The organism is Flavobacterium sp. NRK F10 (genome assembly GCF_024054235.1).
Taxonomy (GTDB): domain Bacteria; phylum Bacteroidota; class Bacteroidia; order Flavobacteriales; family Flavobacteriaceae; genus Flavobacterium; species Flavobacterium sediminis.
This window is the reverse complement of sequence record NZ_JAMXLC010000001.1, coordinates 1,038,666-1,050,697: the sequence shown is the minus strand read 5'-3', so window position 1 is coordinate 1,050,697 and position 12,032 is coordinate 1,038,666. Positions and strand designations below refer to the sequence as shown.

Sequence of the window (12,032 nt, the reverse complement as noted above, 5' to 3'; positions counted from 1 at the left end):
ATTTCGTAATAAATGATTTTCAATGAAAAACGATGAAAAAAACGCTCTTAATAATTTGTTAAATATATCCATTTTTTTGTAATATCGCGGCTTAAAAATTTATAAGATGAGAAAAATCTACCAGTTTTTACTGCTGCTTATTTTGACTGTTCCTGCGATAGGTCAAAATAAAATTGACAAAATTAACCTTACGTACGGTGAAGAATTACCGGATGACGGGAAAAAAATTGTTAAGATTGTTGGTGAAACAGCCAATAAAATTTACGCATTAGCTATTAAAGGAAAAGATCAATTCTTTATTAAAACCTTTGATTCGGCATCGATGAAAATCCTTTCTTCTAATGAGATTGTTATTCCTACAATGTCTGATAAAGATGTAGATTTTGAAGAGATCTTCATGTTAAATGGGAAGTTATATGTTATTGGAAGTGTTTACAATAGAAAAGAGAAGATCTTTAATTTAACAGCGACACAAGTTTCTGAAAAAGGGATATTAGATAAAAATTCAACTGTTTTATTTGATGCAGAAGTTGCAAAAAAATCAAAAAGGGGAGATTTTTATTTTAAATTATCTCCGGATGACAGTACCTTGTTAATTATGCACACTTCAGAATTCCCTAAAGAAGATGCAATAAAATATGACGTTAAGCTCTTTGATGAAAATTTAAAAATGCTTTTCTCTAATGTAGAAAAAGTAAACTTTGATGACTCTAAAAAAGATTATGAGTTTACTATTTCTGATTTTGAAGTGAATTTTCAAAATGATGCCTTTTTAGTAATTAATGAGAGTTACAGAGATTCAAAAAAGAAAGAGCAAATAGAAAAATTTGAAATACATACTTTTAAGGCACAGGATAACTATGCTAAAGAAGTAGTGAAAATAGATATTAAAGACAAAGAAATTATAAACTGTTCTTTACTATCTACCAATAAAAATACATTAAAAGTTGTTGGTTTTTATTCAAGCGTTAGAGATAACGGAAAGGCAAATAAAGAGTTGAAAGGAGTTTATAACGGAACGATCAACCTGGCTACAAATCAAGTAGAAAGTGTGAAATTTAATGAGTTTGATTATGAAACTAAAGTAAAATTGATCGGAGAGCGAAGAGCAAAGAAAGGAAAAGATGTAAAACCATTATACAATATTACTACGATAATAGAGAAAAACGATGGTGGCTTAATTGTTCTTTCTGAATACCAGTTAGTAGTGGTTGGAAGATCTTCAGGAATAGGACCTTTGGCACTTACTCCTATAACATATACTAAAAATGAGATTATCGTAACATCTTTAAAGCCGGATGGTTCTCTTGACTGGAGTAATGTAATACCGAAAGAACAACAAGCTTCTGTTAGTGTAATGTCAATAGGATTAGGAGTTAGTAGTTCTAGTGGTTCGTTTACAGTTGGGGGCTCTATTCAGATCCCGATTGCACAAATGGGTAAAGGTCCGGAATATTTAGGAGCAATTCCTATTTATAAAAATGGTGTTCTGAATGTTTTGATCAATGATAATGTAAAAAACAAAGGTATTACAGATATTGAAGAGATTAAATCATTAGGAAATTATAACAAAGCTGTTCCGGCTCTATTTGTTTTTGATGACAACGGAAATATTTCCCGTAAAGATCCTGAAGAAGTAATTAAAAACGAATTAGTTTTAAGACCAGGAGTGTATTACAGAAAATCAGCTAAAGAATTCATTGTTTACTCATCCAGAAAGAAAAAAGATAAGTTAGGAAGAATGATTCTTGAAGACTAAAAGTAAAAAGGAGAAGTAATTATAAACTTCTCCTTTTTTATAAATTCAAAATTCAATAGTATATTTGTTTCATGACAGGAACCGTGTATAAATCTACTGGTAGTTGGTATGTAGTAAAAACCGAAGAGGGAGAGACGTATAATTGCCGTATAAAAGGGAAATTCAGAATTAAAGGTATTAAAAGTACCAATCCTATTGCGGTAGGAGACAGGGTAGATTTTGATGCGGATACTTCAGCAGATGAAGTTTCCGGAGTGATTCATCATATCCATGACCGAAAAAATTACATTATCCGTAAATCGGTTAATCTTTCCAAACAGACTCACATCATAGCATCAAATATTGATATTGCTTTTTTACTGGTTACCATAAACAATCCTGTAACTACAACCAGTTTTATAGATCGTTTTCTAGTAGCTGCCGAAGCTTACGGAATTGAAACGGTCCTTGTTTTTAATAAGATTGATACGCTGGATGAAACAGCGTTAGAGGAACAACTTTATTTGCAGGCTGTTTATTCAGATATCGGATACCAATGTTTGCGAGTTTCAGCAAGAGAAGGAAAAGGAATAACAGAATTAAAGGAATTAATGAAAGGAAGGGTGTCTATGTTTTCAGGACACTCAGGTGTGGGGAAATCTACATTAGTTAATGCAATAGAACCTGAGTTGAACTTAAAAACGGCTGAAATATCAGAACAACACCAACAAGGGCAGCATACCACAACATTTGCTGAAATGTATGATTTGAGTTTCGGAGCTAAAATTATTGATACACCCGGAATTCGCGGTTTTGGAATGGTAGATATGGAACCGGAAGAAATAGGAGATTATTTTCCGGAGTTCTTTGCCTTAAAAGAACATTGTAAGTTCAACAATTGCCTGCATAAAGAAGAACCTAAATGCGCGGTGAAAGAAGCTTTAGAAAAAGACGAAATTGCATGGTCTCGTTACCAAAGCTATTTACAAATATTAGAAGGAGATGATGAAACATATCGCAATGATATTTATGGGAATGAAAAATAATAATACAAACGCAAACGTTCTGAATAAAAAATGAGAGTAGTCATTCAAAGAACCTTAGAAGCATCTGTAACAATAGAAGGGGAGCAAGTAGCCAAGATCAATAAAGGCTTACTGGTTCTGGTAGGAATAGAGGATTCGGATAATCAGGAAGACATAGACTGGCTGGCGTCAAAAATAGTGAACTTAAGGATATTTGCAGATGAAAACGGAGTGATGAATAATTCCGTTAAAGATGCTGAAGGTGATCTTATCATTGTGAGCCAGTTTACTTTGCATGCATTAACAAAAAAGGGGAATCGCCCGAGTTATAGTAAAGCAGCCAAACCGGATTTTGCGATCCCGATGTATGAAGAATTTGTAGCAAAGGTGACGAAAGAATTGGGCAAGGAAGTACAAACCGGTCGTTTCGGTGCTGATATGAAAGTTGCTTTAGTGAATGACGGTCCGGTCACTATTTTAATGGATAGTAAAAACAGAGAGTAAATTTAACCATGAAAAAATATTTAAGATTACTACTTTTTTTATGCTACTCAGCAATAGCATTTTCTCAAGAAAGTTTTATAGCATTTTACCCTAAAGATGTATATGAAAAAGCAAATGCAGTAATCAAAGACTACAAACTCAATCTGGAAATTACAGATTATAATAAGTTTAAATTAAATAAGTACAGAGTCATTACAGTATTTAATAAACAAGGACTAAATTGCTTGGATACTTACGAGTTCTTTAGTAAGTCAACAGTTGTCAGAGATGTTGAAATTACCGTTTTTAATGCTTTGGGTAAAGAAATAAAAAAAATCCGTAAAAAAGATTTTGAAGAGAATTCAGTGAGTCAAGGATCTGTAATAACGGATAACAGGGTGCTTTATTTTGACTATGTACCCACGGAATATCCTTTTACAATAGTTTATAAAAGTGAAATAGTTTCCGATAATACCGCTTTCTTACCTTCGTGGATGCCAATAAGTGATTATAACATGAGTTTAATACATTCTGAGTTTGAAATAAAATACAACAAAGAATTGAATCTGAACTACAAAATATTAGATCCTGAAACCAAAATAACAGATCATTCAATAAAAGTAGAAGACGAACAAGAGCTGTTGAGATTTAGTTTGGATAGTGTTAACGCAGTTCAGAAAGAGCGATATGCACCAAGCATGTATAAAGTTTTTCCCAAAGTGATGATTGGTTTGGAAGAATTTGAACTGGAAGGAATAAAAGGAACGGCTAAAAGCTGGGAAGAATTCGGGAATTGGATGTATACCTATTTATTGGCAGATACGGAAGAAATTCCGGAAGAGACAATTCAGAAAATTGCAAATCTGATTAAAGACGAAAAAGACAATTTAAAGAAAGCGAAGATCATTTACAACTATGTCCAGAATAACACTCGTTATGTAAGTATTCAATTAGGAATAGGAGGCTGGAAACCGATGAAAGCTGCTGAGGTTGATAAATTAGGATATGGTGATTGTAAAGCATTGACAAATTATACTAGAAGTTTATTAAAAGCATTTGATATTCCGTCATATTATACGATTGTTTACGGCGATCGGGCGAAAAGAGATTTAGTTGAAGACTTTGTGTCTGTTCAAGGAAACCATGTGATTCTCGGAATACCAGACAAAGAGAATATAATATGGCTGGAATGTACAAGTCAGGATATTCCGTTTGGCTTTCAAGGAAATTTTACAGATGACAGAAAAGTTTTGATTGTTGATAAGGACAAATCAAAGATTGTAAGAACTAAAACATACGAAGCCGAAACAAACAGGCAGATAACTACCGGGTCTTATAAAATAACAGAAAGCGGAACTATGACTTCAAAGATCACCATAGAATCTTCGGGGTTAGATTATTTAGTGTATAGAGAGCTTTATACTGCTCCTGAAAGAGATAAAAAAGACCATTACTTAAATACGTATAGCTATCTTAAAAACCTGAATATTCAATCATTAAATCTGATAAATGATAAGGAGGCCGTTCTTTTTAAAGAAGAGATAGCTATGGAGTCTGTGAATTATGTCGAAAAATACGGTAACGATTTGATATTTCACTATAATGCATTTAACAGAATGCAGAAAAACTCCCGAAAGGATCCCGACCGCTTATTACCATTTGAGATAGAAAGAGGTTACTATGAAGAAGACCGTATCGATATTCTTTTACCTGAAGGTTATACAATAAGTGAATTGCCATCAGAGATCAGTATTCATTCTGAGTTCGGAGAATACGATTTAAGCTTTCAGTTAAAGTCTGAAAATACAGTAAGTTATATCAGAAAACTGACCCTTAAGAAAGGGATGTATCAAAATGATCGGTTTGATGAATACCAAAAATTTATAGGAAAGATTATAAAAGGAGACAACATAAAGATTCTAATTAATAAAAAATGATAAAATATCTATTCATTCTAATCGGATTAATGGGCTATTCTCAGGATTACGAGCTAGGAGAAGTTACCGTTGAAGAATTAAGCCGGAAAAATCACCTTACAGATTCTACCGCATCGGCATCTTATATGTTTAAAAAAGGATTGACAGAGTTTATCCTATATCGGGAAGGAAATTGGGAAATAGTAACAAAAGTAGAGGTTAAGATAAAAATTTATAAAAAAGAAGGTCTGGACTTTGCTAATCAGGAAATTCTTTATTTTTCAGGACATAACAGTGAAAGGATAAATATCACGGAAGCTAACACTTATAATTTAGTAGATGGCAAAGTTGTAAAGACTAAAGTTAGGTCAGATAGTGAATTTAAAGAAGAGATTAACGATAGATGGAGTAAAAAAAAGTTGGCTTTTCCGGATGTTAAAGTAGGCTCAATCATAGAATATAGTTATAAGATCACCTCACCTTATATAAGCAATTTTGATGATTGGTATTTTCAATATGATATTCCGGTCGATTTTGTAGAGTATATGGTTTACATTCCGGAGTTCTTTAGTTACAGAACGTTAATGACAGGATATGAAAATATTGCATTAGAAGAAAAGACGGTTAGGTCGACAGATTTTAATAAGCTAAAGCATACATATACAGGAAAAAATATTCCGGCAATAAAAGAAGAAAAATTCGTTAGAAATATTGATAATTATACGTCAAAGATCAGTTTTGAGTTGGCCAGAATCAGTTACCCGAATCAGGCACCGAAAGAAGTGGCAACAACCTGGAAGTCTGTTGTAAAAACTATTTACGATGAAATCAGGTTCGGAAAAGAGATCAAACAGAAAAGATATTTTGAAGAAGATTTAGAAGCCATAATAAAAGGCTTGAGTGAAGATGAAAAATTAGAAGCAATATTTAAGTTTGTTCAAAATAGAATGAACTGGAATGAAAAGAACGGATACCTTGTAGACAACGGAGTCAAAAAAGCATATAAAGAAAAAATAGGAAATGTAGCAGATATTAATTTAATGTTAGTAGCCATGCTTCAGTATGCAGGATTTGATGCTAATCCGGTACTTTTAAGTACCAGAAGTAACGGAATTGCATTATTTCCCAGTAGATTTGCTTTTAACTATGTCATTGCAGGAGTTCAAAAGGGAGATGAGGTGATTCTACTGGATGCTACCAATAAAAACACGGAACAAAACATCATCCCGATCAAAGCAATTAACTGGTTCGGAAGACTCATAAGAGCAAACGGAACGATGGAAGATATCGTTTTAGAAAGTAATATGAGGTCAATTCAGGCGAGTACCCTCATGGTAGAGATGGACGAAGAAGGAACCATAAAAGGAAAATACAGAGAACAATTAACAAATTATGAAGCATTTGTTTTTGCCGAAAGATTTGCGGATAAAGCTGAAGATGTAGTTCGGAAAAATACCGAAAATGAGTATGATAATATCGAAATATCTGAATTTGAAGTTAATGATGACAAACCAAAGAATGTAATTGTTAATTTTGAATTAGAAAGTTCAAACCTCGTAGATCAAATAGGAAATAAAATGTATTTATCACCTATGATGTTCCTGAAAATGGATGAAAACCCATTTAAGGATAGTGAAAGAAAATTTCCGATAGAGGTCAATTACCCATTTAAGGAAAATTATAATATAGTGATTAAGTTACCGGAAGGATTTGAAATAGAATATTTGCCGGAGGCCGTAAGTTATGTGACTGAAGGGGGAGAAATTTTATTTACCTATCAAATAGCAAACCCAACCCCCAATAGTATCCAAATGGTATCAACATTAGAATTCAGGTCTTCTATTGTTCCGGTACATAATTACCAGTCTTTGAAAACATTTTTTGATGAATTGTTAAAAAAGACCGATGAGAAAATAGTTTTAAAACAAAAAATATAATGGATATAAAAAACGCACAGCAAGAAGTTGATAATTGGATCAAAGAACATGGTGTACGCTATTTTAATGAATTGACCAATATGGCTCAATTAACAGAAGAAGTAGGAGAAGTAGCCCGTATCATTGCTCGTCGTTATGGAGAGCAAAGCGAAAAAGAAAGTGATAAAAATAAAGATTTAGGAGAAGAACTGGCAGATGTTGTTTTTGTGGTATTGTGTTTAGCTAATCAAACCGGAGTAGATTTACAAGCGGCTTTTGATAAAAAAATGGATGTAAAAACCAAACGCGATCACGATCGTCATCACAATAACGAAAAACTGAAATAGTTTTCAGTTTAAACCTATTAGTTTGTTATTCCGTAGGAATCTCATAAAAGAACAATGAATTTACATTTAGAAAAGGCAAAGGTCAATAATCAAAAGTCAGAAGTCAGAATAACGGGTTCTAAATCCGAAACGAATCGTTTGTTATTGCTGCAAGCGTCGTATCCGCACTTGACTATTGATAATGTTTCCAATTCAGATGATTCAGAAGTAATGCAAAAAGCTTTAAAAGGATTGTCTGAAAAAGAGAGAACTGTTGATGTCCACCACGCAGGAACTGCCATGCGTTTTTTAACAGCTTTTTTTGCAGTCCAAGATGGAAAAGAAGTACTATTGACCGGCTCTTCCCGAATGAAAGAACGCCCGATTAAAATTCTGGTCGAAGCTTTACGACAATTAGGCGCCGAAATCTCATACGAAGAAAAGGAAGGCTATCCGCCAATTAAAATAAAAGGAAGAAAATTGAGCGAATCACAAGTTGCACTTCCGGCAAATGTAAGCAGTCAGTATATTTCTGCATTGCTACTTATTGCATCTAAATTAGAAAATGGACTTGAGCTGACTTTAGAAGGAGAGATTACTTCGATTCCCTATATTAAAATGACTTTGGCTCTTTTAGACGAGATCGGTGTAAAAACTTCTTTTAAAAACAATACAATTTCGGTTGGTCATGCTGAGCTTGTCAAAGCATCCCGACTAACCGTAGAATCCGATTGGAGTTCAGCCTCTTACTGGTATTCTATAGTGGCATTGTCAGAGATCGGAACCCGGATTACCTTGTCCAGTTACAAGAAGAACAGTTTACAAGGAGATTCAGCTTTGGCTCAGATCTATGAAGATTTTGGAGTGCAAACTGTTTTCAGTGAAAATCACTCGATCGTACTTGAAAAAGTAAAAAACGATCAACAAGCAAAGGTTAGTTATCAACTTAATAATTGTCCGGACATTGCCCAAACCATAGCCGTTACTTGTTTCGGTTTAGGAGTAGCTTGTGATTTGTATGGATTGCATACCTTGAAAATTAAAGAAACGGATCGTTTGGAGGCGTTAAATGCTGAGCTAAGTAAATTAGGAGCGGAGATATCCGTTACAAATGAATCGTTACATTTAAAAACAACAACGGAGATTAATAAAAATATAGCTATAAAGACTTATCAGGATCATAGAATGGCTATGGCTTTTGCGCCTTTAGCACTTAAGGTTCCGCTTATCATTGAAGAAGCAGAAGTGGTAAGCAAATCCTATCCCGACTTTTGGAGCGATTTGAAAGCTGTAGGGTTTCAAATGGATAGAATATAACAATTAAGCTGTTTTTCAAAAATAAATCTTAATTTACTTGACAACCCCTACTTTGCAGTAGTATATTTGCAACCGTTTTGGATTTTAGCCTAATAAGCTGAATTCTAATTTTCTAATTTCTAAAATTTAAGCATGAAATTATCTAATTTTAATTTTAATTTACCAGCTGAATTATTAGCTGAATTCCCGTCAGAGAACAGAGATGAGTCCCGTTTGATGGTTGTACACAGAAAAACAGGGGAAATTGAACATAAAATGTTCAAAGATATCATTGATTATTTTGATGATGGTGATGTTATGGTTTTAAACAATACAAAAGTATTTCCGGCTCGTTTATATGGAAACAAAGAAAAAACAGGAGCTCGTATAGAAGTATTTTTGTTGAGAGAGCTAAATGCAGAACAACGTTTGTGGGATGTTTTAGTAGATCCGGCTCGTAAAATTAGAATTGGGAATAAATTATATTTCGGGGATGACGATTCTCTTGTAGCAGAAGTTATCGATAATACAACGTCAAGAGGTAGAACCTTACGTTTTTTATATGACGGTTCTTATGAAGAATTCCGCCAAAAACTAATTGATCTGGGAGAAACTCCGATTCCTAAATATATTAACAGAGATGTTACTCCGGAAGATGCGGATCGTTACCAGACAATTTATGCAAAAGAAGAAGGAGCTGTAGCAGCACCGACTGCCGGGTTGCATTTTTCTAAACATCTAATGAAACGTTTAGAGATCAAAGGAATTAATTTTGCTGAAATTACACTACATGTCGGCTTAGGAACTTTTAATCCGGTTGAAGTGGAAGACTTGTCAAAACACAAAATGGACTCTGAAGAGATGTTCATTTCACAAGTAGCCTGTGATGTTGTAAATTCAGCAAAAGCAGCAAAAAAGAAAGTTTGTTGTATCGGAACAACTTCTATGCGTGCTATGGAAAGCTCTGTTTCATCAATGAAAACATTAAATCCTTATGTAGGATGGACCAATAAATTTATCTATCCTCCTTACGATTTTAGTATAGCAGATTGTATGGTAACCAATTTCCATACACCAAAATCTACTTTGTTAATGATGATCTCAGCTTTTTGCGGACATGATTTGATGAAAAAAGCATACGAAGAAGCGATTAAAGAAAAATACCGTTTCTATTCTTACGGAGATGCAATGCTAATCATATAATAAAGAGTCCCGACATAAGTTGGGATTTTTTATCCTCTTAAGTTAAAAAAATAAAAATGCTCAGTAAAGAAATTCAGTTAGCAGTAGATAAAGGAGAAATGCTTCCCTTAATGGAAGAGTTCTATACCATTCAGGGAGAAGGATTTCATACCGGAAGAGCGGCCTATTTCATAAGGATAGGTGGCTGTGACGTAGGTTGTCATTGGTGTGATGTTAAAGAAAGCTGGAATGCAGATCTGCATCCGCCCACAACAACGGATGATATTGTGAAGAATGCTAAAGAACTTGCGGAAACGGTAGTCGTAACAGGAGGAGAACCTTTGACTTGGGATATGTCCGTTTTAACAGCAAAGTTAAAAGCAGAAGGATTACGAGTACATATTGAAACTTCCGGTGCTTATCCGGTTACGGGAGAATGGGATTGGTTTTGTTTGTCACCCAAAAAAACAAAGTTGCCCGTTCAGCAAGCCTATGAATGTGCGCATGAATTAAAAATGATCGTACACAATAAACATGATTTTCAATTTGCTGAAGAACAAGCCGCAAAAGTAAATCCGAATGCTATTTTGTTCTTACAGCCGGAATGGAGCCGAAAAGAAGAAATGACTCCGCTTATTATAGATTACGTAATGCAGCATCCGAAATGGAGAATTTCTTTACAAACTCATAAATATTTGAATATTCCATAGTGAAATTCTACGTGTTTTCTATATTTGTATAAATTATAAATCATAAAAAATGAAAAAAGTTATTTTAGTTGCTTTCTTAGTATTGTCTGGGGCAGTGACATTTGCTCAAGATGGTTTTAAAGCAGATGTGTTAAAAGTAATTGAAAAATCAGGAGCTGCAGGACCAATGGCTGCCGCAAAAGAGCAAATCATGGCTAGTATTCCTGAAGCTAATAAAGAAGCATTCTCTAAAGATTTTGATGCTACTTTACCATCATTATACGAAAAAATGGCAAAAGTATATATGGAAACATATACCCACGATGACATTAAAGCAATGTTGAAATTTTATGAAACTCCTGTTGGAAAGAAAATGGCTGAAAAAGCAGGCGAATTATATAAAAAGAATATGGCTGCCGGTCAGGAATGGGGAATGGAATTACAGGGATTAATGATGAAATATATGCAATAATCTGCTGATTTTTTAAGTTATAAAAGCCCCGTACTACGGGGCTTTTTTTATTTTACTAATATTTGAGAATCTTTGTTTGACTTTTTTCGGATTCGGTATATACATTTAGCAGATACATACCGGATTGTAAGTCGGTAATATCGATATGGATAGCCATAGCATTTGTATTCTGACTTGAAACAATTCGTCCATTAATATCTATAAGCTCAAACTTTTCGATTGAAGATGAGCTACTTTCAAGTTGAATGAAATTTGTTGCTGGGTTAGGGTAGACTTTAAAATTCTGAGTGAAAAAGTTTTCAGTAGAAAGTGGACGGTCTACAGAAAAAGAATCTACACCGATATAATCTGAATTAGTTCCGCTTGGTCCGCCGTCAGTTACATAATATCTAAACGCAATTTTGCAATCAGTTGCACTGCTCAATCCGCTAATAGTAGCAGTATATAAGGTCCAGGTACTCGGATAACCACTTGTCGTTAAGGAAGGGTTGATATCAATAAGAGTAGTGGTAAAACTTCCTACATCAGTTGGTCCCCCGGACGGGATGGTTGTGCTGTTTCCGGTAGTACTTAAAAGTATTTGTAACCTGTCGGGATAAGCAGGAGAACTCACTGTTCTGGTATAAAAAGAAATAATATCGCCATTTTGTAATGACAATGTAGGCGTGATTAGCCAATTACTGATATCGCCAGTGCCAACACTGTTATAGTTACAGGCAACATAAGAGTCCGCTGCTCCTGAATAAGAATCAAAAGGACCGCTATTGCCTATATTGTTTCCCTGAAACCAGTTTGGATTCGTACCGGTTGTTGAACTCTGATTAGTTTGTGTCCACCCGCTTAATGTGGTAATATCGTCAAAACCTTCAGATATTAGATTCGTTTGGGCATTAAGAGCGGTTAACCCGCTTGTTAATAATAAAGAAAGGAGTAGAATTTTTTTCATAAAATTTGATTTATAATTAGACAATGTTATAAATATATGAAAA

General features: G+C 34.2%; 11 protein-coding genes. 10 read left to right on the top strand and 1 reads right to left on the bottom strand.

Features of this window, described 5'->3' with window-relative positions:
* Positions 1 to 106: 106 nt before the first annotated feature.
* The 10 genes from NHF50_RS04895 to NHF50_RS04850 all read left to right on the top strand — a co-directional run bounded on the left by NHF50_RS04895 (position 107) and on the right by NHF50_RS04850 (position 11,043).
* A complete protein-coding gene (locus NHF50_RS04895) occupies positions 107 to 1,759 on the top strand; it encodes a hypothetical protein (protein ID WP_109568607.1) in 1,653 nt (550 codons plus the stop codon).
* Between the two features lie 71 nt (positions 1,760 to 1,830).
* A complete protein-coding gene (gene rsgA / locus NHF50_RS04890) occupies positions 1,831 to 2,784 on the top strand; it encodes a ribosome small subunit-dependent GTPase A (RefSeq protein ID WP_252775239.1) in 954 nt (317 codons plus the stop codon).
* A gap of 30 nt (positions 2,785 to 2,814) precedes the next feature.
* The gene (gene dtd, locus NHF50_RS04885; RefSeq protein WP_252775238.1) at positions 2,815 to 3,267 is read left to right on the top strand and encodes a D-aminoacyl-tRNA deacylase; all 453 of its coding nucleotides are present in this window, start codon (positions 2,815 to 2,817) and stop codon (positions 3,265 to 3,267) included.
* Between the two features lie 8 nt (positions 3,268 to 3,275).
* Positions 3,276 to 5,183, top strand: a complete 1,908-nt coding sequence (locus NHF50_RS04880) for a transglutaminase family protein (protein ID WP_252775237.1) — start codon at positions 3,276 to 3,278, stop codon at positions 5,181 to 5,183.
* Positions 5,180 to 7,099: a DUF3857 domain-containing protein gene (locus NHF50_RS04875; protein ID WP_252775236.1), complete on the top strand. Its 1,920-nt coding sequence runs from the start codon at positions 5,180 to 5,182 to the stop codon at positions 7,097 to 7,099. The genes NHF50_RS04880 and NHF50_RS04875 overlap by 4 nt, the downstream gene beginning before the upstream one ends.
* Entirely contained in the window at positions 7,099 to 7,425 is a 327-nt protein-coding gene (locus NHF50_RS04870; protein ID WP_109568602.1) for a nucleotide pyrophosphohydrolase, read from the top strand. The genes NHF50_RS04875 and NHF50_RS04870 overlap by 1 nt, the downstream gene beginning before the upstream one ends.
* 54 nt (positions 7,426 to 7,479) lie before the next feature.
* The gene (gene aroA / locus NHF50_RS04865) at positions 7,480 to 8,721 is read left to right on the top strand and encodes a 3-phosphoshikimate 1-carboxyvinyltransferase (RefSeq protein ID WP_252775235.1); all 1,242 of its coding nucleotides are present in this window, start codon (positions 7,480 to 7,482) and stop codon (positions 8,719 to 8,721) included.
* A 132-nt stretch (positions 8,722 to 8,853) separates the two neighbouring features.
* Entirely contained in the window at positions 8,854 to 9,903 is a 1,050-nt protein-coding gene (queA, locus tag NHF50_RS04860; protein WP_252775234.1) for a tRNA preQ1(34) S-adenosylmethionine ribosyltransferase-isomerase QueA, read from the top strand.
* Between the two features lie 56 nt (positions 9,904 to 9,959).
* Complete coding sequence (locus tag NHF50_RS04855) at positions 9,960 to 10,592, top strand: 7-carboxy-7-deazaguanine synthase QueE (RefSeq protein ID WP_109568600.1); 633 nt, start codon at positions 9,960 to 9,962, stop codon at positions 10,590 to 10,592.
* A gap of 49 nt (positions 10,593 to 10,641) precedes the next feature.
* Positions 10,642 to 11,043 carry a DUF2059 domain-containing protein gene (locus tag NHF50_RS04850; protein ID WP_109568599.1) on the top strand — a complete coding sequence of 134 codons (402 nt, stop codon included), beginning with the start codon at positions 10,642 to 10,644 and terminating at the stop codon, positions 11,041 to 11,043.
* A 55-nt stretch (positions 11,044 to 11,098) separates the two neighbouring features.
* Here NHF50_RS04850 and NHF50_RS04845 read toward each other — a convergent pair whose 3' ends face one another.
* On the bottom strand, positions 11,099 to 11,989 hold the full coding sequence (locus tag NHF50_RS04845; RefSeq protein ID WP_252775233.1) for a T9SS-dependent choice-of-anchor J family protein: 891 nt from the start codon (positions 11,987 to 11,989) through the stop codon (positions 11,099 to 11,101).
* Positions 11,990 to 12,032: the final 43 nt, after the last annotated feature.

Excerpts from the sequence above, each read along its gene's own strand:
- NHF50_RS04895 (WP_109568607.1), top strand. The coding sequence starts at position 107 with ATGAGAAAAATCTACCAGTTTTTACTGCTGCTTATTTTGACTGTTCCT.
- rsgA (WP_252775239.1), top strand. The coding sequence starts at position 1,831 with ATGACAGGAACCGTGTATAAATCTACTGGTAGTTGGTATGTAGTAAAA.
- dtd (WP_252775238.1), top strand. The coding sequence starts at position 2,815 with ATGAGAGTAGTCATTCAAAGAACCTTAGAAGCATCTGTAACAATAGAA.
- NHF50_RS04880 (WP_252775237.1), top strand. The coding sequence starts at position 3,276 with ATGAAAAAATATTTAAGATTACTACTTTTTTTATGCTACTCAGCAATA.
- NHF50_RS04875 (WP_252775236.1), top strand. The coding sequence starts at position 5,180 with ATGATAAAATATCTATTCATTCTAATCGGATTAATGGGCTATTCTCAG.
- NHF50_RS04870 (WP_109568602.1), top strand. The coding sequence starts at position 7,099 with ATGGATATAAAAAACGCACAGCAAGAAGTTGATAATTGGATCAAAGAA.
- aroA (WP_252775235.1), top strand. The coding sequence starts at position 7,480 with ATGAATTTACATTTAGAAAAGGCAAAGGTCAATAATCAAAAGTCAGAA.
- queA (WP_252775234.1), top strand. The coding sequence starts at position 8,854 with ATGAAATTATCTAATTTTAATTTTAATTTACCAGCTGAATTATTAGCT.
- NHF50_RS04855 (WP_109568600.1), top strand. The coding sequence starts at position 9,960 with ATGCTCAGTAAAGAAATTCAGTTAGCAGTAGATAAAGGAGAAATGCTT.
- NHF50_RS04850 (WP_109568599.1), top strand. The coding sequence starts at position 10,642 with ATGAAAAAAGTTATTTTAGTTGCTTTCTTAGTATTGTCTGGGGCAGTG.
- NHF50_RS04845 (WP_252775233.1), bottom strand. The coding sequence starts at position 11,989 with ATGAAAAAAATTCTACTCCTTTCTTTATTATTAACAAGCGGGTTAACC.